General features: G+C 72.2%; 15 protein-coding genes. 4 read left to right on the plus strand and 11 right to left on the minus strand.

Features of this window, described 5'->3' with window-relative positions; genetic code table 11:
* Positions 1 to 43 precede the first annotated feature (43 nt).
* Genes ACWKZU_RS15605 through ACWKZU_RS15630 form a run of 6 tightly spaced genes read right to left on the minus strand, consistent with a single transcriptional unit; the run spans position 44 to position 7,838 of the window.
* Positions 44 to 1,198, minus strand: a complete 1,155-nt coding sequence (locus ACWKZU_RS15605; protein ID WP_449283252.1) for a glycosyltransferase family protein — start codon at positions 1,196 to 1,198, stop codon at positions 44 to 46.
* Positions 1,191 to 2,378, minus strand: a complete 1,188-nt coding sequence (locus ACWKZU_RS15610; RefSeq protein WP_449283253.1) for a glycosyltransferase — start codon at positions 2,376 to 2,378, stop codon at positions 1,191 to 1,193. Before ACWKZU_RS15610 ends, ACWKZU_RS15605 begins: the two co-directional genes overlap by 8 nt.
* Positions 2,379 to 2,434: 56 nt before the next feature.
* Positions 2,435 to 4,213, minus strand: coding sequence for an ABC transporter ATP-binding protein (locus tag ACWKZU_RS15615; RefSeq protein ID WP_449283254.1), 1,779 nt, complete (start codon positions 4,211 to 4,213; stop codon positions 2,435 to 2,437).
* A complete protein-coding gene (locus ACWKZU_RS15620; RefSeq protein WP_449283255.1) occupies positions 4,210 to 5,388 on the minus strand; it encodes a glycosyltransferase in 1,179 nt (392 codons plus the stop codon). The genes ACWKZU_RS15615 and ACWKZU_RS15620 overlap by 4 nt, the downstream gene beginning before the upstream one ends.
* Complete coding sequence (locus ACWKZU_RS15625) at positions 5,385 to 6,704, minus strand: glycosyltransferase (protein WP_449283256.1); 1,320 nt, start codon at positions 6,702 to 6,704, stop codon at positions 5,385 to 5,387. Before ACWKZU_RS15625 ends, ACWKZU_RS15620 begins: the two co-directional genes overlap by 4 nt.
* Positions 6,705 to 6,725: 21 nt before the next feature.
* A complete protein-coding gene (locus ACWKZU_RS15630; RefSeq protein WP_449283257.1) occupies positions 6,726 to 7,838 on the minus strand; it encodes a DegT/DnrJ/EryC1/StrS family aminotransferase in 1,113 nt (370 codons plus the stop codon).
* A 56-nt stretch (positions 7,839 to 7,894) separates the two neighbouring features.
* Here ACWKZU_RS15630 and ACWKZU_RS15635 point away from each other — a divergent pair, with 56 nt between their 5' ends.
* From ACWKZU_RS15635 to ACWKZU_RS15650, 4 genes are all read left to right on the plus strand, one after another.
* A complete protein-coding gene (locus ACWKZU_RS15635) occupies positions 7,895 to 8,593 on the plus strand; it encodes a glycosyltransferase family 2 protein (protein ID WP_449283258.1) in 699 nt (232 codons plus the stop codon).
* Between the two features lie 8 nt (positions 8,594 to 8,601).
* Entirely contained in the window at positions 8,602 to 9,087 is a 486-nt protein-coding gene (locus ACWKZU_RS15640; protein ID WP_449283259.1) for a DUF2304 family protein, read from the plus strand.
* Positions 9,084 to 11,072, plus strand: a complete 1,989-nt coding sequence (locus ACWKZU_RS15645; RefSeq protein ID WP_449283260.1) for a DUF6541 family protein — start codon at positions 9,084 to 9,086, stop codon at positions 11,070 to 11,072. Before ACWKZU_RS15640 ends, ACWKZU_RS15645 begins: the two co-directional genes overlap by 4 nt.
* Before the next feature lie 65 nt (positions 11,073 to 11,137).
* The gene (locus ACWKZU_RS15650; RefSeq protein WP_449283261.1) at positions 11,138 to 12,028 is read left to right on the plus strand and encodes an endo alpha-1,4 polygalactosaminidase; all 891 of its coding nucleotides are present in this window, start codon (positions 11,138 to 11,140) and stop codon (positions 12,026 to 12,028) included.
* A gap of 13 nt (positions 12,029 to 12,041) precedes the next feature.
* Here ACWKZU_RS15650 and ACWKZU_RS15655 read toward each other — a convergent pair whose 3' ends face one another.
* The 5 genes from ACWKZU_RS15655 to ACWKZU_RS15675 form a co-directional block, all read right to left on the minus strand.
* Entirely contained in the window at positions 12,042 to 13,937 is a 1,896-nt protein-coding gene (locus tag ACWKZU_RS15655) for a family 43 glycosylhydrolase (RefSeq protein WP_449283262.1), read from the minus strand.
* A gap of 377 nt (positions 13,938 to 14,314) precedes the next feature.
* Positions 14,315 to 15,691, minus strand: coding sequence for a DUF222 domain-containing protein (locus ACWKZU_RS15660; protein WP_449283263.1), 1,377 nt, complete (start codon positions 15,689 to 15,691; stop codon positions 14,315 to 14,317).
* Between the two features lie 74 nt (positions 15,692 to 15,765).
* Entirely contained in the window at positions 15,766 to 16,353 is a 588-nt protein-coding gene (locus ACWKZU_RS15665) for a hypothetical protein (RefSeq protein ID WP_449283264.1), read from the minus strand.
* Positions 16,354 to 17,090: 737 nt separating this feature from the next.
* Positions 17,091 to 19,301 carry a family 43 glycosylhydrolase gene (locus ACWKZU_RS15670; RefSeq protein WP_449283265.1) on the minus strand — a complete coding sequence of 737 codons (2,211 nt, stop codon included), beginning with the start codon at positions 19,299 to 19,301 and terminating at the stop codon, positions 17,091 to 17,093.
* Between the two features lie 204 nt (positions 19,302 to 19,505).
* A complete protein-coding gene (locus tag ACWKZU_RS15675; protein WP_449283266.1) occupies positions 19,506 to 23,348 on the minus strand; it encodes a CDP-glycerol glycerophosphotransferase family protein in 3,843 nt (1,280 codons plus the stop codon).
* Between the last annotated feature and the right edge of the window lie 18 nt (positions 23,349 to 23,366).

Genomic DNA, 23,366 nt, shown 5'->3' on the forward strand with positions numbered 1-23,366 from the left:
CCGTCTCCGTCTGGCGCCTGCGCCTGCCGGACCGATCGTCCGGCTACGAGCCGCTCAAGTCGGCGGCGACCCGCCGGGCGCGCGCCTCCCAGGTGTGCTCGTGGCGCACCTCTCGCGCCCGCTCGGCCGCCCGCCGCCGCTCGGCGGGATCCGCGGCCAGGCGGTCCAGGAGCTCGCCGAACGCCGCGCTGCCGTACGGGACCGTCCAGCCGACGCCCTGCTCGCGCACGAAGCGCCCTGAGAAGCTGCCGTCGGAGGCGAGCACCGGCTTGCCGTTCCCCAGGTATTCGAAGAGCTTGAGCGGCACCGCGAAGGTCCAGTACAGGATCGGTTCGACCGCGATCAGGCAGGCGTTCGCCGCGTCGTAGAGCTCGCGCAGCCCCTCGCCGCTGCGGTGCACGACGCGGATGTTGGGCGCCATCAGCTCCCGGTACTCGGGCTCGCGCCGCTGCCACTCCGCCTCGCGCGTGCAGATGGTCAGCGACACGCCCTCGCGGCCCGCGATGGCGCGCACGCTCTCGTGCAGCCGGTAGTTGTCGCCCAGACCGCCCACGTAGAGCAGCTGGAGGCCGCTGTCGCGGGGCCGCTCCTCCCCCGGCCGGGCGGCGGCCGCGGACGATCCCGCTTCCTCGTCCCCGACCCCGGGATCCCGGATCTCGCAGCCGGGGGGCAGCTCGCGGAAGCGCGCCGGGTCGACGATGGGCACCCACTCGGCCATCTCCATCGACGGGAGATAGATGTCGATGCCCGCGCGGCGGTAGCCGCGCAGATCCCGACGGTGGAGCATGCGCAGGATCGCGGAGAGCGGCCACCGCACCACCTCGGTGAAGATGGGGAAGTTCCAGTAGATGTCGCGGTAGAAGAGGCCCACGGGGATGCCGGATCGGCGGCAGAACCGCAGGAACCGGATGTCGCGCGTGAGGCTGGTCGCCGGGGTGACCGGCTCGCCGAGCCCGGTGGGCGCCGTCGCGTTCTCCGAGTACACGAAATCCACCCGCAGCCCGTTCCGGATCTGCTCGCGCACCCGCTGGATCCGCTCGCGCCGTTCCGGGTGACGGCCCGAGATCTCGATCACCCGGTAGCCGATGGCCTCGAAGGCCTGCCGCATCCTGAGCGGCCGGATCCCACTGGCGCTCTTCGCCTCGGGATCCAGGCGATAGGCGACGTGGAAGATCATCACGGGCCGTCCGTCAGTCATGCGCGCCGGCTCCCTTCTCGGGCGCACCGGCGAGCCCGCTCGGATCCGCTGCCCCGACGATCGCGGCGATCGCACGCGCCCATCCCTCATTCTGCCGCTCGGCTGAGAGGCCGGCCGCCGCCGCATCGGCGTTGCGCTGGTATCCGCGCACGGCCTCGACGGTGAGGCCGTCGAGCGCGCGGGTGATCGCCGGCACGTCGAAGTCCTCGGTGACGATGCCCAGACGATGCTCTTCGAGCAGCTCGGCCATCGACGCCGTCGGGCCGATGACCAGCGCGAGGCGCGCCTGCACGTAGTCGAAGAACTTGTTCGGCAGCGCCAGCGCGTTGTTGGTGTTCGTCGGCGGGAGCACGTGGATGCCCACGTCGTAGCCGTTCAGCGTGGTGAGCAGCTGATCGTGCGGCACCGGGGGCAGCAGACGGACCCGGTCGCCCGACTGCTCGGCGAGTCGCGCGAGGCTGTCGTAGTACGGAGTGCCCTCGCCCATCAGGTAGAGGTCGAGTACGGCGTCGAGCGAGCTCTCGGCCACCGCGCGCATGATGCTCTCGAGGCGGCGGTTCTTGAGCGCGGCCCCCGAGTGCACGAGCCTGAGCGGCGAGGCGGCGGGATGCGGCTCGAGATCTCGATACGGACTGGCGTTCGTGACGACGCCGGCCTCGATGCCGAACTCGTCGTGGTAGCGACGCGCGATCGTGTCGCTCACCGTCGTGGCCGAGCGGGCGCGGCGCGCGTACCGGCGCAGCAGCCAGAGGTAGTACGGCCGGCGGATGCGCACCCACTCCGGGTGCTGATCCTGGCGGCCGGGCCAGTACTCGTGCAGGTCGAGGTGCACGCGCTCGCCCGGCGCTGCGGCGAGCGCCAGACCGGCGGTGTCGAGGTCGTTCGCGAGCACGGCGTCGAAGCGGCGGCCCCGGAGCAGCCGCCGGCCCTCGCGCACGGCGGGCGTCACACGGTAGGCGAGCCCGAAGAGGCGCAGACGGATGCAAGCGGCCCGGAGGAGCACTGCGGCCCGCGACTCCTCGGGCGAGACCTCCAGGTGCTCGTCGACGCTGGCGGGCGCCGGGCCGTAGCCGCAGGTGACCACCCGGTACGCGCCGGAGAAGCGGTCGATCTGCTTCAGCAGCCGGGCGTCCGAGGCGATCCGGGAGAAGGAGAGGATGAGGAGGGAGGGTCGGTGCACGGCTGCTTCCTGGATCGGGGCGGGGTCGGACCCGGCTCGGGTGTTCGGCGAAACGCTCACAGCAGCCCCGCCAGCTCGGCCTGCAGCCTGAACTCGGGCACCTGCTCGACCACGTCGTCGAAGGTGCCGCGGCCCAGGATCCTGCCGTGGTCGAGGTAGCAGACCTGCTCGTAGTCGCGGATCGTCGCGAGGCGGTGCGCCACGGTGATGAAGGTCACCTCGCCCTGGAGCTCCCGCATCGACGCGGTCACGCGGTTCTCGGTCGCCGTGTCGAGCGCGCTGGTGGCCTCGTCCATCACCATCACGAGCGGATCGGAGTAGAGCGCGCGGGCGATGCCGAGGCGCTGCTGCTGCCCGCCCGAGATCGCGGCCCCGCGTTCGCCGATGTGCTCGTCGATGCCGCGCCCGCGCTGCGCGAGCTCACCCAGATGGGCGCGCTCGAGCGCGTCGCGCACCCGGTCGGGATCGTAGTCGTCCTCCCACGTCAGCGCGACGTTCTGCGCGATCGAGGCGTCGAAGAGCGCCACCCGCTGGGGCACGTACCCGACCCGCGAGCGCCACTGCCGCATCACGTCCGAGATGGGCACGTCGTCGACGAGCAGCTCGCCCGACGTGGGCACGCTGAGACCGAGCAGGATGTCGATGAGCGTCGACTTGCCCGCGCCCGAGGGGCCCACGACCGCGAGACGCGTCCCGAAGGGCACGGTGAGCGTCAGACCGTCGAGCACGTGGTGCTCGGAACCCGGGTAGTGGAACCGCACGTCGCGCAGCTGGATGGCCCGCGGCGCCTCCGGCAGCGCTCCGCGATCCTCGGCCTGCGCGTTCACGACGTCGTCGGCACGGGCCGCCGTGAGCTCCCGGATCACGTCCCGGGCGTAGATCTCGTTGGCCCCCGCCGTGGTGAAGGCCGACTGCACGGTGGTCATGGCGGGGATCATGCGGAAGCCCGTGGCGGCGAAGAGGGCCACCGCGGTCATCGCAGCCGCGAAGCCGCCCATCAGGTACGCGCTGCCGCCGATCACGAGGAAGCCGCCGATCAGCGCGCTCTCGAAGGCGTATTTGGGCACGATGCCGAGGAAGGAGATGTTGGCGCGAGCTCGGGTGGCGATGCGCCGGTTCTTCGTCACCACGCGGCCGATCTCGTCGAGCTTGCCCCGCAGCGCCACCTCCTTGAGCGCGTCGACCATCTCGGTCATGATCGTGGCGACGCGGTAGGCGTACTTCCGATTGTTGATGCCCGCCTGGCGCGCGCGCCGCGAGATCACCAGCAGCATCAGCGCCGAGAACGCGGAGAGGTAGAGCAGCGCGATGACCGCCGTCGCCGGCTGCGCGATGACGAGCACCGCCAGCACCGACACGAACGTGAGCACGTTGCCCGGCACCTGCGACAGCGGCAGGATGAATCCCATGTTGGTGTTCGCCATCGAGCTGTCGACGATGCGCGTGACCTCTGCGGTGCTGATCTGCGAGCGCTTCTCCCAGTTCGAGTGGGTGTAGGCGCGGAACAGGGCGTCGCCGACCTCGAGCTCGTAGCGGGCGAAGCGGCGCGTGGCGAACCAATGCAGCACGATCGCCAGCACCCCCTTGAGCAGGAACAGCGCGCAGATCACCACGACGATCCACACGGTCGCCTCGGGCGGGACGCGTCCGATCACGGGCAGCTCGATGTCGTCGCCGCTGGCGATGGGGGTGACGACGGCGACGATGAGCGCGAGCGCGAGCGTGTCGAGGATCGCGAGCGCGCTCGTGACGATCGAGTACCACACGTAGAACGGTTTGGCGCCCTTCGGGAGCACGCCGAACACCTCGACCAGGGTGCGCCACAGTGATTTCATCGCTCTGCCTCCTCAGCGGGCGCCGCGCACCCCATCCACTCCGCGAGCACCAGGCCGCTGCGCCGGCCGTCGTGGTGGCGGCGAACGAACCCCGGGCCGCCGGCCGCGATCTCCGCGTAGTGGCCGGGGTGCCGCGCGACGTCGGCGAGCACCGCATCGAGCGTCTCCGGGGTCGCCTCGACCACCGGCAGCGCGTCGCCCGTCAGCTCCAGGGTGCGCTCGCGCACGCGATCCGACACGTGCGAGATCACGAGACGGCCCGCGGCGAGCGCCTCGCACGCCGCGACTCCGTAGTCGCCGACGCGGAACTGGTCGACCACGATGTCGGCCGCGCGGTAGGCGGCCGGCATCTCGGCGTGCGGGATGCCGGCGACGGGGCGGTAGTCGATGCGGCCCGCGGCTGCGAGGCGGTGCAGCACCGGCTCGATCAGCTCGGAGCCCTTCACCGTCGAGCTCGAGGGGATGTGCACCACTCGCGGCGGGCCGTCCCCCCCGAACGACGGCGCGGGCGAGGCCCAGCGGCCGGGGTCGACGACGACGGGGAGCCACCGAGCACCCGGCAGTTCGTCGAGCAGGGCGGGCGTGGAGACGAAGACCGGGATCCCCGCGGCGCTCACGAGGGATCGGTTGCGCGCGGTGACCTCGCGGAACGTGCGGGCGAAGTCTGCGTCGTCGAAGTGGGAGTGCGGTTCGGCCGCGAGGTGGCGATCGGGGTCGCGGATGTCGCTGCCGTGGAAGACGAGCGCCGTGCGCACGCCGGCGGATTCGAGGGCTCGGATCTGGGCGAGCGGCTCACCGCCGAGCAGGCCCGCGAACGGCGGCAGCCCGGATTCGAGCAGCGCGGCGTCGAAGCCCGACACCGCCGCGAGCTGACGGCGCTGCCAGGCGCGGCTGTGGGCGCCGTAAGCGGACGGCACGGACTGGTCGACGTCGAAGGCGAAGCCGCCCCCGCGCCTGAAGGCCATGCTCACGGCGGCGATCCCGAAGCCGGTGCGCTCGGCCGCCCGGGCCCACGCCGCACCCTGCCCGGCGCTGTTCGCCGGACCGATGAAGAGGCTGCGCGCCGCACCCGCACCCGCGGGTCGCGCCACCGGCGGGAAGGACTCCCCGGCCCGGCGCAGTCCGGCGATCTGCAGCAGGTCGTAGACCACCCGCTTCGGCGTGCGGCGGCTCACCGCTGCACCGCCGCGACGAGATGCTGCACGGCGCGCTCCGCGACCGCCCCGAGGCTGACGTTGCGCACGGCCCACTCCGACACCCGGCGGCGGCGCTCGGCGTCGAACGGCCGGCGGGCGACCGCGATCATCGCATCGGCCACCGCACCGGGGTCCGCGGCCACGGCCGCCCCGAGCGGGGCCCCGTCGACCTCGGTGCGCACGAAGTCGACCGCGGGCCCGGGGCCCGAGTGCACGAGCGGCGCCCCGCAGACCGCGGCGCTGTAGAGCTTCGTGGGGAACGCGAAGTCGTATCCGGCCCCCGGGCGCACGCTCGCGATCGCCGCCGCGGCGCCCTGCAGGACGGGCGCGACCCGCTCGGCCGACATCACCGGCTCGAACGACACGGCGTGCGCGATCCCGAGCTCCGCGGCTCGCGTCTCGAGCGCGTCGCGCTCGGATCCCCCGCCGATGAACCGCAGCCGGGCCTCCGGCACCTCGTGCAGCACCGCAGGCATGGCCTCCACGAAGACGTCGGCGCCGTGCCACTCCGAGGCGGTCCCGGCGTAGACGAACACGAGTCGGCCGTCGGCCTCCGGCTCGGGGGTCTCCTGCAGCGCCCCGGCGAAGCGGGCGGCGTCCACGCCGTTGCCCACCGTCACCACGGTGCCAGAGACCCCGAGCTCGGCGAGCCGCCCCGTCACCCCGTCCGAGACCGAGAGCACCACGCGCGCGCCCCGCAGCGCGAAGCGCTCGATCCGGCGGACCAGACCGACCATCCATCCCGGCGCGCCGGTCTGCGCCGAAGCGTCAGACCAGATGTCGGCGGCGTAGTAGGCGTAGGGCGTGCGCCGCAGTGCTGCGGCCAGGTGCACGAAGAAGCCCGTGGTGGGCGGCGGCTCGGAGACGATCAGGTCCCGGCGCGGCCCGAAGAGCACCCGCAGGAAGAGGGGGATGTCGAAGCTCATGTACTGCACGTAGCCGCGCACGTATCCCGCGCGGTCGCGCAGCACCGGGAAGCGGGCGACGCGGTACACCCGGTGCGCGGTCGGCGCCCCGGAGCCGGGATCCCGAACGCTTCCGGAGGCCGTGCGGAGCGCGGTATCGGCGGGGCCGGCTTCGAGCCCGCCGGCGTCTGCGCCGGCAGCGGAGGCACCGGTTCCGGCATCGGACCCGTCCGTGCCGGGAACCGCGGACCTCAGCGACGCCGGCGGCCGCACCGTCAGCACGGTCGCGTCGTCGCCGCGACGGGCGAAGGCCGCGGCGAGCGCGGCGAGCCTGAACGAGGCGGCACTCGGCTCGGGCTCGAAGATACGGCTGGTGATCGCGATGCGCACGTAGTCGGGGCTCCGGCTGGTCTAGGCGCCGGCCCGCAGCACGGCGGAGACGCCGGCGACGATGCGCTCGAGATCGCCCTCGCTGAGCGAGGGGTGCACCGGCAGCGACAGCACCTCGGCCGCCGCGCGCTCGGTCTCGGGCAGTTCGAGGCCGGGCGCGAACGGCGCGAGCGAGGGCAGGCGATGGTTCGGGATCGGGTAGTACACGCCGGATCCCACGCCGTGCTCCTCCCGCAGCGCATCGCGCAGGCGGTCGCGCTCGGCGGCATCGACGCGGATCGTGTACTGGTGGTAGACGTGCACCGCGTCCTCGGCGACGTAGGGGGTCGTGAGTCCGGCGACGCCCGCGAGGCCCGCGTTCAGCACGGCCGCGTTGCGGCGGCGCAGTTCGGTCCACCCGTTCACCTTGGTCAGCTGCACGCGGCCGATCGCGGCGTGCACGTCGGTCATGCGGGCGTTGAAGCCGATCACCTCGTTGGCGTACTGGGTCTCCATGCCCTGGTTGCGGAGCAGGCGCACCCCCCGGGCGATCTCGTCGGTGGCGCACGACACCATGCCACCCTCGCCCGAGGTCATGTTCTTCGTGGGGTACAGGCTGAACATCGCGAAGTCCCCGATGGTGCCCACGGGCCGCCCGCGCCACGAGGCGCCGTGGGCCTGCGCGGCGTCCTCGTAGATCGCGAGGCCGTGCTCCCGCGCGATCTCCTCGATCTCGTCGACGAGGAAGGGGTGCCCGTAGAGATGCACCGGCATGATCCCCTTGGTGCGCGGCGTGATCGCGGCGCGCACCGACTCGGGGTCGAGCGTGAAGGTGCGCGGCTCGATGTCGGCGAACACCGGGGTGGCGCCGGTCAGCGCGACCGAGTTGCCCGTCGCGGCGAAGGTGAACGAGGGCACGATCACCTCGTCGCCCGCCCCCACTCCGGCGGCCAGCAGGCCCAGGTGCTGCCCGCTCGTGCCCGAGTTCACGGCCACCGTGGCGCGTCCCTGCACGAAGTGCTCGGCGAACTCGCGCTCGAAGGCCGCCACCTCGGGTCCCTGAGCGATCATCCCGGAGCGCAGCACGCGGTCCACCGCCTCGCGCTCGTCGTCACCGATGATCGGCCTCGCCGCGGGAATGAGCTCAGCTGACATGCATCCACCTTTCATGCACGCGGGTTCGCGCGCCCATCATCTGCCAGAATACCTGTATGACCCTTGAACCAGCGGCAGAGCGCCCGGTCGCAGCCGCCGACGTCTGGGTGGTCATCCCGCTCTACAACGAGTCGACGGTCATCGCGGGCGTCATCGCGGGCCTGCTGCCGGTCTTCCCCGACGTGGTCTGCATCGACGACGGATCGCGCGACGGCTCGGGCCGCATCGCGCTCGAGGCGGGCGCCCGCCTCGTCACCCACCCCATCAATCTGGGCCAGGGCGCGGCGCTGCAGACGGGCTTCGAGTACGCGCTCGAACGCGGCGCGCGCTACGTCGTGACCTTCGACGCCGACGGGCAGCACCGCGTCGAGGACGCGGCGGCGATGGTGCGGCGCGCCCGCGACGAGGACCTCGCGATCGTCTTCGGATCCCGGTTCCTCGACGACCGCACCGACCCCGGCATCCTCAAGAAGATCGTGCTCAAGACCGCGGTCTGGGTGACGAACCTCACGACCCGGACCCGCCTCACCGACGCGCACAACGGACTGCGCGTGATCCGCGAGGACGCGCTGCGGCGCATCAAGCTGCGGCAGGATCGCATGGCGCACGGCACCGAGATCGTGGTGCAGCTGGGCCGCACCGGCCTGCCCTACGCGGAGCAGCCGGTCGAGGTGATCTACTCCGACTACTCGAAGGCCAAGGGGCAGTCGCTGCTCAACTCCGTGAACATCCTCGTGGACCTGATCATCCGTTAGGCGCCCCCATGACCCTCTTCCAGCTCCTGCTCATCGCCGCCGTGATCGCCGCGGCGGCGCTCGCGGTGCGCTTCCTGCCGGGCGAGCGCTCCCTCGCGCTCAAGCGGATCTTCGCGATCCTGTTCGTGGCCGCCGCCATCGTGGCGATCATGTTCCCGGCCGTGCTCACGGGCGTCGCCAATTTCTTCGGCATCGGGCGCGGCACCGATCTGCTGCTCTACCTGTTCATCGTCGCGATGCTGACCTTCGCGGTCGCGGTGGTGCGGGCGAAGGCCCGGAGCGATGCGCGGGTGACCGAGCTGGCGCGGGCCGTGGCGCTCATGGAGACGCGGATCCGGGAGCAGCTCACCGACCCCTCGGATCGGAGCGCCGATCCGGCTCCGGGCGCACAGCCCCGCCGGGACGGCGACCCGGACCCGGGCGATGGCCCGGAGACCGGCCCGGTCCCGGGCGGCGATCCGGACGCCGACCCGGATCGGGGCGCGCGCTCGTGAGCTGGGTGGCCTTCATCGCGCCGGCTGCCGCGTCGCTCGCACTCATCGCGATCCTCGGCCTCCCCGTGTCGTTCGCCCTGCGGCTGCGCGGCTTCGCGGTCGCCGTGGTGGCCGTGCCCGCCGCGTTCGCGGTGATGGCGGTCTCGAGCATCGTCGCCCCCGTCGTCGGCGTCTCCTGGTCCCTGCTGCCGCCGCTCGCCGTGACGGTGCTGCTCTCCGCGGTGCTCTGGCTCCTGCGCGGCCGGCTGGGGGCCTCGGAGCGGATCCGGAACCGCGCGAGCGCCGCGGCCCAGCGCCGCGACCTGTTCGTCTCGCTGGGTGCCGCCGCGATCGGCGGCGCGGTCATCGCGCTCTCGCTCGTCGTTGGACTCGGGCGGGGCGACGTGATCTCGCAGACCTTCGACGCGGGCTTCCACCTCAACGCGGTGCGCTACATCCTCGACTCCGGATCGGCGTCGCCGCTGACGGTCGATCTCACCTCGCCGGGCACGCCGGTCTTCTACCCCGTCCTCTGGCACGGCTTCGTGGCGCTGCTGGTGCAGCTGACGGGCGCCTCGATCCCCCTCGCCACGAACGCCGCCCTCGTCGCCGTCTCGGCGGTCGTCTGGCCGCTGGGCGCCCTCGCGCTCGGCCGGGCCGTCGCCGGGCCCAGCGCACGGGTCGCGCTCATCACGGGGGCGCTCGTCGCGGCGTTCCCCAACTTCCCGCTCTTCCTCGCCGGCTACGGCGTGATCTACCCCAATCTGCTCGCGCTCGCGCTGCTGCCGTACCTGCTGGTGGCCGGGCTGCAGACGCTCAATCTCGGGCCGGCCCGACGATCCATGCCGCTCTCGCGGGGCACCCGCTGGCTCCTCCTGCTCGGCGCGCTGGGCGCCGCGGTGCTCGCGCACCCCAATGTGATCCACGCGGCCCTGATCTGGGGGGCGGTGCCGGTGCTGTGGGCCGCCGTGCGGGCGCTGCGGGGCGCGCCCGTGCCCGACGCGGGCGGGCTGCTCGCGATGCCGAGCCGCCCGCCCGCACTGCGCCGCGGGAGCGCCGTGCTCGGCCTCGTCCTCTTCGCCGCCGCGACGCTGGCGGCGTGGATCGGCGGGCGCACCGCCGACAACGTCTGGCAGGGCTTCTACGGTTTCCGCGCCGCCCTGCTGCAGCTGCTCGACGGCACGCCGCATCTCGAGGGCTCCGCCTGGACGGTCTCCCTGCTGGTGCTGCTGGGAGTCGTCATCGCGTGGCGGCACCCCCGGCTGCGCTGGCTGATCGGAAGCGCGGCCGCACTCGCATTCTTCTACTACATCGCCGACGGCTTCCACACCGCGGAGTGGCGCACGCTGTTCCTGAGCCCCTGGTACAACGACCCGCGGCGCCTCGCGTCGCTGGTGCCGTTCGGGGCGCTGCCGCTCGCGGTGCTGGGCGCGTCGGCGGCCTGGACGATGCTGCGGCCGGGTCTGCGGCGCCTCGCAGCCGCGCGTGCGACGCATCCGCGCCGGGCGCGTCGCGCGCTGACCGCGTGGGCGCTCCTCCTCCTCGTGGCGGCGGGGCAGGCCGGTACGCTCACGGCCCTGCAGATCGTGCGGGACAGCTATCAGGAGCCCGCTCCCCTGCTCAGCGACGACGAGCTGCGTCTGCTGGAGCGGCTCGACGACGTGGTGCCCGAGGGCGAGCGGATCCTCAACAACCCGCTCAACGGCAGCGCCCTCGGATACGCTCTGGCCGATCGCGATGTGGTGTTCCCGCACGCCGGCGGACGCTACGACCAGCGCGGCTACGAGCTGGTGGACTCGATCGTGGACGACCCCGCGCGGGCCTGCGAACTGGCCGACGCACTGGATGTCGGCTTCGTGCTCGACTTCGGGATGGACTACGTGCTCGACAGCGACACCCGCCGGGGTGTGCCGTTCCGGCACATGCAGGAGCTGGATCGCTCGCCGATCCTCGCAGAGGCCGACCGCGAGGGCGATGCCGTGCTCTACCGGGTCGACTGCGAGTGAGCCCGGCCCGCGCCGTCCGCGGCGGAGCGGGCCGGCCCCGCGACGACGTGCCGGGGCGACGCGCGATGCCGAAGCGGAGCGCCCCGCTCGGTGCGCTGCTGCTCGGCGGGCTGCTGCTCGGCGTCGCGCTCACCACCGGCTGCGCAACGGGTGACGGGCGCGCGGGCGGCGCACCGGACCCGTCGGCATCCGGACCCGGGTCGACCCCGGCCCCGACCCCGTCGGCGGAGAGACCCGTCCTGCCGCCGGCCGGCGCCGCACCGGACTATCAGCTGGGCGGAGCCTATCCTCCGGCCGACGGGGTCGGCATCGTGGTCCGGGATCGCCTGGCGGCTCCCGATCCCGAGCGCTACTCGATCTGCTACGTGAACGGCTTCCAGACGCAGCCCGGGGAGATGCACGAGTGGCCCGAGGAGGTGCTGCTGCGCGACGCCGACGGACCGGTCGTCGACCCGGACTGGCCCGACGAGGCGCTGCTCGACACGTCGACCGAGGCTCGGAGGGACGCGATCCTCGCCAGGGTCGTCCCGTGGATCGAGGGATGCGCGGCCGCAGGGTTCGACGCGGTCGAGTTCGACAACCTCGACACCTACACGCGCTCCGGAGGCGCGCTGACCCGGGAGGGCGGCATCGCGCTCGCCGAGGCGTACGTGGCGGCCGCGCATGGAGCGGGTCTCGCGGCGGGTCAGAAGAACGCCGCTGAGGATGCGGCGCTGCTGCGGGATCGCGCGGGCTTCGACTTCGCCGTGGCCGAGGAGTGCGCGGCCTACGGGGAGTGCGCCGCTTACACCGGGGTCTACGGCCGGAGGGTCATCGACATCGAGTACACCGACATGCTGCCGCGGTCCTTCGCGAGCCTGTGCGCGGACCCGGACTCGCCGCGGTCCATGGTGCTCCGGGATCGCGAGCTCGCGGTTCCCGGCGATCGGGCGCACGTCTTCGAGGTGTGCGACTGAACCGCGCGTCGGGTCAGCCGTACTGCTCGTCGTAGCGCATGAGGAACGCGGCGAAGGCGTCGCGCTTCGTGGTGCCGTACTCGTTGTAGCGCACCTTGCCGCCGGTGGTGATACCGGTGGTGATGCCGTTGTCGTACATCCAGCGGATCTCGCGGTAGAACTTCGAGGAGCGATTCACGTCGGCCAGGGGTTCTCGCCCCGTCGGGGTGTACCCCCTGGTGCCGCTCAGACGGTAGAAGAACGCGGCCATCGCCTCGCGCGTGATGGCCTGCGTCGGCCGGTAGAGCGGTTTGCCGGACGCCTGCCTGGTGCCGGTGGCGAGCCCCTCGGCGTGCATCCAGCGGATCTCCTTGTAGAACTTGGTGCTCCGGTTCACATCAGCGAAGGGTTCGGGGCCGCTCGGCGTGTAGCGGGGCGAGCCCGCGTAGCGGTAGAGGAACGCCGCCATGTCGGAGCGGCTCGTACTGCCGGCCGGGCGGAAGTTGCCGGCCTTGTCGCCCGTCGTGATGCCGCGATCCGCGAGCCACATGATGTGCCGGTGGAACTGCTGATGCGCGGGCACGTCGGCGAAGCGCGGGCGCGCGCCGTCGGCGATCGAGATGGCGCCGCCGGGCCAGCGGTAGACGTTGGCGATGCGCATCGTGCGCAGGTCCCATCGCCCTCCGAGCGTGTAGGCGTGGTACACGAAGCGCCAGGAGCCCTTCGCGTCGACGAAGACGCTGCCACCGCCCGGTCCCTGCACGGATCCGGCGCTGGCGAGCAGCCGATTGTCACCCGCGGGGCGCTTGCAGGGGGCGGTCGGCCCCTGGGGGCAGATCGCGTAGCTCGTGGAGTAGCTGCTGGTGGTGTTGGGGCCCGACCAGAACTCGCCGCTCGAGTAGAACAGGTAGGTGGTGCCGCCGATCGTGGCCATCGAGGGGTTCTCGATGGCGTGCTTCTCCCAGGGGCTGGACAGATCGCGCTGCAGCAGGTCGACGGTGCGGGATCCGGCCTTGAGACGTCCCGTGGAGGTATCGATCTCCTGCGCGTGCAGGCCCTGGCGGGTGCCGGCGGCGTTCTCGCTCTTCCACAGGAGATACCACTTGCCCCCGTACGAGACGGGTTCGGGATCGATGACGCCGTTGGGGCGGTCCCCGGGGCACACGACGTTCGAGTTGCCGCTGATGTAGCGGTAGGGGCCGGCCGGTTTCGTCGAGGTGGCGAGCCCGATGCAGAAGCGGTCGGGGCCGCCGCCCGTCGCGCGGATCGAGAGGTAAGCGTGGTACTTGCCGTTGAAGCGGGCGACGCCGGGGGCCCAGGTCTCCTGCGAGCGCCAGCCGAAGTCGCCGGAGTCGGCGGGGTTGCGGGGCATCTTCCGCGCCCAGCCGGGCCGCGGCGATACGAGGCCGTCGGCGTTGAGCCAGGCCTCGCGGCGCTGCAGGGCGGGCGTGCTGTCCGGCACGAGGTAGTTGAAGCTGCGGATCTCGATCGGGATCGCGTCGTCGGTGAAGGGGTCGTAGTCGTCGGGCCGGCCGCGGTCGTACCATCCCATGTCGGAGGCGTAGGAGGTGACGTTCCAGTTCCGCAGGTCGGTGCTGCGCAGCACCGGGAGGTTGCGGTTGCCGGAGTTCGTCGAGAAGGCGTAGTAGGCGGTGCCGCCGGCCTCGGTGACCGGCAGGATCTGCGGGTCGGCGAAGTTGCCGACGTACGCCGAGCCGGGCCACGGCCACATGCCGTTGGCCGCCGGCGCGGTGATCGGGAGCGGCCGCGGCGGCTCTTCACCATCGGGAACCGGAGCGGGCGCCTGCACGGAAGGGGGCGCCTCTTCGACCTCCTCGGCATGGGCCGGAGCGACGATTGCGCCGCCCAGCATCAGCGCCGCAATGGCGATCGAGGCGGTCAGCTGTGAGGTCTTCCGAGCGAGTCCCATGCGCCTTCCCTGAAATCGATGAACTTCATCAGCCTAACCGAGCGCCCGGCCCGGTAGCGGTTCCGGGGCCGGCTCACGGGACCGGGACCGGGCGCCCGGGGCCGGGCGCCAAGGGTCAGCACCAGGGGCCGAGGCCAGCGACAAGGGTCGACACCAAGGGTCGGCTTCCGGGGCCGGGACCGAGGAGCGACGCCAAGTATCGGCACCAAAGCTCGGTAGCAGGGGTCGGCGTCAGGGCCCAGGTTCGGTGTCAAAGCTCGGCGTCAGGGGTCGGCGCCAGGGTCGGAGAGGGCGCCACAGGTCGGCGGCGAGAGCCGAGGATTGGGATCGAGCCGAGGACCGGAGCCAAGCCGCGACGGGACCCCTCTCCCCGGGGTTCAGGCTGCGAGTGTACAGCGGCGCCGTGGTGGATCGAGGTCTCCCCAGGCGAATCGGAGTTCGATACGGGGTCGCATCGCGATCGTTCTGCCTCCGGGGTCGTGGAGGGCGAAGTCGTCGGTACGGACACCGGTATCCGCGCCGGGAGCGTCACCGGTACCGGCTTCTGCGCCAGGACCATCGCGGGTACCGACACCGACCTGGGTACCGACACCGACACCATCACCGCCGCGGCCACCGGCCCCGGCGCCGATATCGATATCGGCGCGGCCGTCGACGGCGAGGCTGTCGGGCCCGCCGATGCCTGCGCTGCGGCCACCGGTTCCAGGGCCGCTTTCATCTCTGACCGGGTCGGTATCGTCGGAGCGCGTGATGCGCCAGCCGCCGTTGTGGAGCTGCATGTGGTGGAAACGGCAGAGCAGGATCCCGCGATCGAGATCGGTGCTCCCCTGATCCCTCTGCCACTCGTCGATGTGGTGGGCCTCGCAGTACGCAGGCGGTCGATCGCAGCCCGGCCACCGGCACCCGCCGTCTCGGACCGCGAGCGCGATGCGCTGTCGGGCCGTGTAGAGCCGCCGCTCCCGCCCCACATCCAGGGGCCGCCCCGACCGGTCGACCGTCACCGGCACCACTCCGCTCGCGCAGGTCTGCTGCCCTACCACTCCGGCCGGGATCGCGGCGGGATCGTCTTCGAAGTGCCCGGCACCCCGGCGAACGGTGCGCCGGTCATCGGCAGGATCGACGATCTGCACGAGACGGACGCCGGCCTGCCGGGTGCCGAACACGGTCTCGGCGTCGGCAGGCGTGCCGGCCCGCAGCAGATCCATGAGCAGGTCGAACTCGAGCTGCTCATTCGTCCGCGGATCCTCGATCAGCTCCCGCGCTCGGGTCTGCTCTTCGGGATCCACGAATCTCGGTCCGCCGCGCCGGGGTCGCAACGCGGCATCTCGCGCCGACCGCAGCCACGCCGCCGACACGTCGTCGAACGCGATGCTCCCGCGCGTGACCCCGTCCCGGTCCCTCCACATCCGGAACGACCGCTGCTCGTACCGGGCCAGGTACCGCCGCTCAGCACCCACGGGGTCGAGCCGATCCCGTACCGCACGCGCCGCGCACCCCAGATCCTCGACCGTCCTCCAGCCCGCCTCGGCGACCAGCTGCTCCGCCGCCACCGACCACACCGCCGCCCGCTCCCGCGCCTCGCGAGCACAATCGTGCTCCGGCACCGGCAGAGACGGCGACGGCGCGCTCGACCCCGCGCTCGACCCCGGGTTCGATCCCGGATCCGACTCCAGCGCCGGACTCGATCGCGGTACCGGGCTCCCGTCGCCCCTCAGCACTCCCGGCGCGGCCGGCGCGGCCGGTGCGACCGGCACCTCGCAGTCATGAGCGGGAGGATGGCCGAGCCCGCGGAAGATCGTATCGTGCTGAGCCGCGGTGATCGTGCCGTTCAGCAGCGCGGACCCCAGCGGCGCGTGCCACGGTGCTGCCGGGGCTCGGCTCCCGAAGCCTCCGGGGCCGTTCGACTCAGCGCCATCGGCTCCGGCACGACCGGTCCCGGCACTCCCGCCCTCGCCGCCCTCGCTGCCCTCGCCGCCCTCGCCGCCCTCGGCACCGTCCGCTCTTTCGACTCCTCCGATCGGATGATCCGCTGCATCACGGACGACGTCGCCCATCTCGGGGATGCTCCCGCTGCCCTCTGGTACAGGGACTCTCCCACTCGCACCTGTTTCGCGGCCTCGCCCCGGCTCATCCCGGTGATCTGCTGCACCAGTGACACCGCGTTGCGGTGCCCCGCGGACTGCGCCAGTCCTGCATGTCCCGCCGAGCGCGAGGAGCGCTGCGCCACCACACCCGCGGCGGCCACACGCAGCCGTTCCGCCATCTGCCCCACCGCAGCGGCCAGCTCCAGCAGCTGCACCGCGCCCTCGTCGTCGAGACGCCCCACCGCTCCCGGCAGCAGCGCGGCATCGGGCACCTCACCCGTCAGGGCGCGGATCGCAGCGACCCGATCGATGAGGTGAGCAAAGAAGGACATGCTCAATTTTCCCATTTGATCAGGGAAAATACCTAGGGATAACTCGACGGTTTTTGTCGCGTTTCGGCGCTTGTGGACGAAGCATCAGTGGCGCCGCCCTCCCCCGCCCCTCCCTCACTCGGCCCGCCCCCGGAACCCGCGAGATATCCGCCACCCGGTGTTCCCACCGCGCAACATCGACCCCCGCCCGGGAGGAGCGAGCCCGGAACCGGCGAAGAGCCCGCCGTCGCCGCCGGCACCGATCGTCCGACGCGAGCCGGCCCGCCGCGGACCGATCCGCGGCCCTCATGCCCACGGTCGCAGCGAGTCTGCGCATCGGCGGATCCCCGCCAGGAACCCGCCACGAACTGCACAGCCCGTCTCACCGGGCAATTCTCGGCCCCTGTTCGAGCGCAGAGCATGAGGCCTCCGACACGCTCAGATCGCCGCTTGCCCCGGCTCACCGGCCCGCATCCCGCCACGGCAGGGTGAGCGCAGCGAACCGCGGCGGTCCGAGGCTCGCCGCCCGAAAGCGCCCTGAGATCTCGACGGGCTCCACCGGTGGGGCATTCGATCACGACCGATCCAGTCCGCGGGGAGCGGCCTCGATCTCGACAGGCTCGATCAGCCGGAGGGGCCCTCGATCCCGACAGGCTCCATCAACGGGCAGCACCACAACCCCAATCAGCGAACACCACCACAAGCTCGATCAGCCCACCACACCACCCCGGGCTCGATCGGCGGGACGCCCCGCGAGCTCAGAACTTGCCGTCGTACCGCATGAGGAACGCGGCGAAGGCGTCGCGCTTCGTGGTGCCGAGCGCGTCGTAGCGCACCTTGCCGCCCCCGGCGTCGATCCCGGTGGTGATGCCGATGTCGTACATCCAGCGGATCTCGCGGTAGAACCTCGACGAGCGGTTCACGTCGGCCAGCGGTTCCCCGCCCTTCGGCGTATAGCCCCGCAACCCGCTGAGCCGGTACAGGAACGCCGCCATGGCCTCCCGGCTGATACTGCTGCTCGGCTTGTACAGCGGTTTGCCGCCCGGATTCCGCACGCCGGTGGAGAGGCCCTCGGCGTGCATCCACCGGATCTCGCGGTAGAACTTCTGCCCGGGCCGCACGTCGGCGAAGGGCTCGGGCCCGGAGGGCGTGTACCGGGGCGAACCCGCATAGCGGTAGAGGAACGCCGCCATGTCGGATCGGCTCACGTTCGCCTTCGGCCGGAAGTTGCCCGCCCGGTCGCCGGTCGTGATCCCGCGATCCGCGAGCCACTTGATCTGCTTCGCGAACTGATGGTCTCCGGGCACGTCCCCGAAGATCGGCTTGGGCCCGTCGGTGAGCACGAGGCGTCCGTTGCCGAGACGGTACAGGTTGGTGACCCGCATGTTGCGCACACCCGGGCTGCCGCCGAGCTCGTAGGCGTGGTAGGCGTACTTCACCGAGCCGTCCGCGGCGGTGAACAGGCTGCCGCCCGCAGGGCCCTGCACCTTGCCGCTGCTCCGCAGCAGGCGGTTGTCGCCGGCGGGGCGCTTGCAGGGAGCCGTGGGGCCCTTCGGGCAGACGGCGTAGCCGGTGGCGTAGTTGCTGGTGTTCCCTGCGGACGCCTGATAGTTCCCGCCCGAGTACAGCAGGTAGGCGGTGCCGCCGATCACCCGCATGGTGGGGTTCTCGATGGTGCCGATCTCCCACGTTCCCGAAGACATGCTGCGCGTGAGCAGCGTGACGCGGGATCCGGTGAGCTTGCCGGTGGCCGTGTTGATGGGCTGCGCGTAGAGTCCCTGCTCCACGCCGCCCCGACCCTGCCCCTTCCAGAGCAGGTACCACTTGCCGCCGTACTGCACCGGCTCGGGATCGATCGCGCCGCCCGGGTCGCTCGGCTGGCACTGGATCGCGTCTCCGCCGTTGGCGTAGCGGTAGGGGCCGCCGGGTTTCGACGACGTCGCGAGCACGATGCAGAATGCTCCGTCGGGGGCCGCGCCCGCGGCGCCGGCCGGCTTGACGCGCAGTGACATGTACGCGTGGTACCTGCCGTTGAAGTGGGCGACGCCGGGGGCCCAGTTCTCCTGGCGGTTCCACCCCCGGTTGCCCATCTTCAGGCCCATGTCGTGGGCCCACTTCGGCCGCGGGGAGACGAGCCCGTCGCCGTTGAACCAGGTCTCGCGCTCCTGCATGAACCGCGCCGAGGCGGTTCCGCGCGGCGTCTGGTAGGTGAAGCCGCGGATCTCCGACGGGATCGCCGTGTCGGCGCGAGGGTCGTAGTACCCGGGATTGGAGTACATCTTGTCGTAGTCCGCGTTCCAGGGTTTGGTGCTGAAGTTGAAGTTGCGCTCGTCCCAGCCCGGCTGCGACGAGTACGCGGCCGGGTACCAGTGCTTCAGATCGGTGCTCCGGAGCACCGGCAGCCGCAGCTGGCTGGTGGTGGTGCCGAAGGCGTAGTAGACGGTCTTGCCGCCCTCCCGCACCGGCAGGATCGTGGGATCGGCGAAGGTGCCGGTGTAGGGGCACCCGGGCCGCATCCAGGTCTTGTGCGCGGCGCAGAGCGAGCTCGCCGCGAGGATCGGGCCCGGATCGCTCTCAGCGGCGACCGGCGCGCTCCGGTCCTCGGCCGGTTCCGGTTCCGGTGCGTCCCCGGCGGTTTCCGATGCGTTCGCGGAGGATCGGGCCGGATCGGCATCGGGGACCCCGCCGTCCGCACCGGGATCGACGCCGGGATCCGGATCCGCGGCTTCCGAAGCGTCCTCACCTGTGCCGGCCCCGGCGCTGTCACCCGTACCGGTCTGCGGCTCGGGATCCTCGGCGCCCGGCAGGCCCGGGGCATCGTTCTGCCCGTCACCGGATGCGTCGCCGAAGGACTCGGCCGCGGCGGTATCGCGACCCTCCGCGAACGCCGGACCGGCGACGCCCGCCGTCGAGCCCACCACGAGCCCCGAGGCCAGTACCAGCGCGCAGAGGTGCTTCCAGAGCCGCACGGCGTCCTCCCCCGGGTCGAGCGATGCGTCGGAGTCAGCCTAGCCGACGCGGAGCGGAGCCCCGCATGCGGCGGGATCCTGGAGGCCCCGATCTCGACAGGCTCGACCGGCGAGGAGAGCACGCCCCGGGTCCCGGTAGGCTCGGCCGGCAGGGCGAGCAGATCCCGGCGGGCTCGACCGGCGGCACTCGCCCACCCCGCACGCTCAGCCCGTCGGGTCGATGGCCTCGGTGAACATGCGCAGCGAGCGAGCGGTGAACGCCTCGGGGTCGAACTCCCCCGTTCCCGAGAGCCGCCCGTCGGCGACGCGGTGCAGCGCCTCGACGAGGCCCTCGAGCGAGATCGGCACGAGCGGCCCGAACGCCCCGTCGTGCAGCACGGAGCGCGATCCGGGGGTGTCGGTCGCCACGACCGGCGCGCCCACGGTGAGCGCCTCGAGGATCACGAGCGGCTGCCCCTCGTGCAGCGACGGCAGGATCAGGGCCCCGGCCGCTCGGAGATGCGCCTGGGGATTGGGCACGAGACCGCGCAGACGCACGAGGTCGCCGATGCCGAGCGCCGCGATCTGCCGCTCGAGCTCGAGCCGAAGGGGTCCCTCGCCGAGGCAGGTGATCTTCACGGGCCGGCCGAGCTCGTCGCGGCAGGCGGCGAGCGCTTCGAACAGCTGCGCGTGGTTCTTCTCGTGCGAGAGGCGCGCGATGACGCAGGCGTGGGCCCCCTCCGAGGCGTACCACTCGGCGTCCGAGGGGTCCATGGGGATCTCGGCGAGGGCGCGGATCTCGGCGACGTTGATGGTGTTCTCGATGGTGATGTGCTTCTCGCGGGGCACCCCGAGGTGCTCGTGCATGGTCTCGGCGTTGTAATCCCGCACGCCGTCGCTGACCGAGGCGCAGAAGGCCATGCGATCCATCGTCAGCAGGCCGGCCCGCAGGCGCGGGTACTTGTTCTCGATCTCCTTCCACATCTCGTTGTGGAAGATGATGCCGCGGCGGCCCCCGGCGATGCGCACCCCGTCGTTGACGAGGGCGATGTTCTTCGCGTCGTAGGCGCTGAACTCGACGGCGGAGTGGAAGACGGCCTGCCCGAAGAGCCGCCGCGCCTCGCGCTCCATGCCGCGCGCGACGTGGCGCTTCGCAAGGGGGAAGTCGATGTAGCGCCGGGTGGAGAAGAACTGCAGGGCCTCGCGCTCCATGCGGGTGCCGGCGTACTGGCCCACCTGCGGCAGCACGCGGGAGTAGCGCCGCACGTCGGCGAGCGTGTCGGCCTCGGCCCCCTCGAGCGCGTTGCGGTTCGGCATGAGGTAGGGCGCGTACTCGCTGCCGTCGAGCGCCGCGATGAGGCTGCGCACCGAGCGGGTGATGCCGTTGGGCGGCAGCCCGCCGGTGGAGAGCAGCACGGCGCGCCGGGGGGCCGGATCCGCCGATGCGGCGGATGTCCCCGCGTGCGACGCGGCATCGGGCGCGGCAGCGGGCTGCGCGTCGGGCACGGGGACCGGCGCGGGATCGCCGCCGGCGCCGAAGAGCAGCTCGACGGCCCGTCTGGCCGAGGTGCCCGTCTCCGGCGAGCTGAAGCGAGCGGTCTGCTCGGCGTACTCGTCGACGAAGCCCTGGCGATCCTGCACCGCCTGCAGCAGCAGTTGCCGAGCCTCCTCCGTGCTGCGCGCGTCGGCGCCGGGCACCTCCTCGGCGCCGAAGTACAGGCCGCGGTCGGCGGAGTAGGCCTCGATGTCGGCGATGAGCTTGACCACCGGCACGCCCACGGCCGCGGCGTCGAAGAGCACGCTCGAGAAGTCGGTGACCACGGCGTCGGCGGCGCCGATGAGCTCGTTGGTGTCGAGCTGCGGCGGCACGAAGACGAAGCCGTCGGGGTCGGCGGCACCGCGGAACGCCTCGCTCACGTAGTGGTGCGCGCGCACGGCGATGGTGAGCCCCGGCGCGCCCAGACCTCGCGCGACGTCGACCACCTGCTGCACCTCGGCGTCGCGCTCGGTGAAGGTGCCCTTCCAAGTGGGCATGTACAGCACCAGCCGGCCGTCGGCGGGCACGCCCAGCTCGGCGCGCAGCGCCGTGCGATCCTCGTCGCTCAGCTTCACCGAGAGATCGTTGCGCGGGTACCCGCCGCGCACGAAGACGTGCGGGATCAGCTGGTCGACGTCGTGCCCGCGCGAGAGCACGTCGAGGGTGTGCGGGTCGGGGCCGAGCACCGCGTCGGCGTGCAGGAAGTTGCGGCTGATGTTGCCGTAGGCGAAGGGCTCGGAGCGGTTGTCGCGGCCCATCGTCTTCCACGGCACCCCGTGCCAGGTGTTGAGGTAGCGCTGGCCGTCGCGCTTGGAGAAGCCGTACTCGATCGTGGAGTTGTTGACGATGTACCCGGCGCTCGCCAGGTAGCGGAAGTGGCCGGGCGATCCCTTGCGCACGAACACCACGTTCGGGCGGTCCAGCAGGGAGGGGTGGATCGCCGCGCCGGGGGCGATGCTCCAGACGTGCAGCAGATCGGGGTGCTGAGGATCGTCGAGCAGTTCGCGGCAGATGGCCAGCGGGTTGCAGGAGGTCGTGGCGCCCAGCGACGACTCGTACAGCACGGTGCGGGGTTGGATCGGCTCGGTCTCGCTGCACTCGTCGTAGAAGCGGTCGAGCGGGGAGCCGAGGTCGGTCCAGGCCTCGAGGCTCAGCGGCACGAACGGCAGCCGCTCGACCTGCGCGGCGCGGATCGCCGCCCACGCACCGGGCCACTCCTCGGCCTCGGCGAGCCGCGCCGCGAGCTGCAGTGCGGCCTGGGCGCGCAGCTCGTGTCCGCTGGCGCGCGCGGCGATCTGGCGCAGATGCTCGACGCGCAACGGCCGCACGAGCTGCTGGTTGAAGCGCGAGACGAGCGCCTGCAGCTGCGGATCGACCTCTCCCTCCAGCGCCGATCCCGCGATCACGGACTCGGGCCCGGGGCCGTCGAGATAGCTCTCGACCGCTCGCTGCTCGCTGCCCGGCGCGTCCCCGGGCTCGCGCTCGGCGACGATCGCCGAGCGCCGGAAGCGCGCGAGCGGGGTCAGGTCGCGCTGATCGGATCCCGCGTACACCTCGAGGGCCTCATCCGGCCGGTCGAGGAGCTCGAGCAGGCCGCCCAGCGCCTCGCGCGTCCCGGGGGCGCGGTCGGGTCGCGCGGCGGCGTGGCGCGCGTGACGCAGGGCGAGATCGAGTTCGCCCAGCTGCAGCCGGGCGAGAAAGCTGAGCTCGAAGAGGCGGGTCTCGGCGGTGTCGGGCAGCTCGCGCAGCAGCTCGGCGGCCTCGTCGGCGTGCTGGTACTCCTCGAACTGCAGGCTCGCCACGCGCAGCAGATCGAAGCCCTGCACGGCGGACTCGGGCGTTCCCGCACAGGCCGGGGCCGGGGCGAAGGCCCGGTAGGCCTCCTGCGCAGCCGCCGGTTCGCCGATCTGCCGTGCGCAGTAGGCCCGGATGAGCAGGCGCTCGTCCCCGGCCGGCAGCGCCGGAAAGGTGCTGAGCTCCTCCCAGGCGTCCGCGTAGCGTCCCTGCCGCACCAGTGCATCGGCCAGCCACCCCCGCCAGGAGAGCCGGGTCTCCTCGTCGCCCGCGAGAGCGATCGACTGCTCGACGGCGTGGATCTCGCGGTGCAGGTTGCCGCGGGCCCGCTGGTTCCAGGCCTCCTCGTCGTAGATGCGAGCGCACGCAGGATCGATCTCCTTGGCCCGCTCGATGTAGACGTCGCCGAGTGCGAGGGCCCTGCGGAGGTAGTGCGCCTTCGCGATCTCGACGAGCATGGCGGCTGTCGTGTCGTCCTGCTCGGCGAGCCGCTGCGCGTAGCTCAGCGCCGCTTCCGCTCCGTCGCGCTGCTCCACGTAGTCGAGATACGGCACGAGCGCCTCGGGGTAGTCGCGCAGCCGCCCCTCGAGGCGCTGCTGCGCCCGCTCCACCAGCCCGGGCGAGAACCGATTCGCGGCGCGCAGCACGAGGAAATCGCGACGCCAGGGCCGCTCCCGGTCCACGAGCAGGCCGATGCCCTGGGCGACGGATCGCGAAAGCGTGCGCATGGAACTCATCCCTGCGAGTGTACTCCG

The organism is Leucobacter sp. (genome assembly GCF_053528595.1).

What these genes read in the sequence shown, in the direction of transcription:
- ACWKZU_RS15605 (WP_449283252.1), bottom strand. Translation starts at nt 1,198, where the DNA reads ATGACTGACGGACGGCCCGTGATGATCTTCCACGTCGCCTATCGCCTG.
- ACWKZU_RS15615 (WP_449283254.1), bottom strand. Translation starts at nt 4,213, where the DNA reads ATGAAATCACTGTGGCGCACCCTGGTCGAGGTGTTCGGCGTGCTCCCG.
- ACWKZU_RS15630 (WP_449283257.1), bottom strand. Translation starts at nt 7,838, where the DNA reads ATGTCAGCTGAGCTCATTCCCGCGGCGAGGCCGATCATCGGTGACGAC.
- ACWKZU_RS15635 (WP_449283258.1), top strand. Translation starts at nt 7,895, where the DNA reads ATGACCCTTGAACCAGCGGCAGAGCGCCCGGTCGCAGCCGCCGACGTC.
- ACWKZU_RS15640 (WP_449283259.1), top strand. Translation starts at nt 8,602, where the DNA reads ATGACCCTCTTCCAGCTCCTGCTCATCGCCGCCGTGATCGCCGCGGCG.
- ACWKZU_RS15650 (WP_449283261.1), top strand. Translation starts at nt 11,138, where the DNA reads ATGCCGAAGCGGAGCGCCCCGCTCGGTGCGCTGCTGCTCGGCGGGCTG.
- ACWKZU_RS15655 (WP_449283262.1), bottom strand. Translation starts at nt 13,937, where the DNA reads ATGGGACTCGCTCGGAAGACCTCACAGCTGACCGCCTCGATCGCCATT.
- ACWKZU_RS15665 (WP_449283264.1), bottom strand. Translation starts at nt 16,353, where the DNA reads ATGTCCTTCTTTGCTCACCTCATCGATCGGGTCGCTGCGATCCGCGCC.
- ACWKZU_RS15675 (WP_449283266.1), bottom strand. Translation starts at nt 23,348, where the DNA reads ATGAGTTCCATGCGCACGCTTTCGCGATCCGTCGCCCAGGGCATCGGC.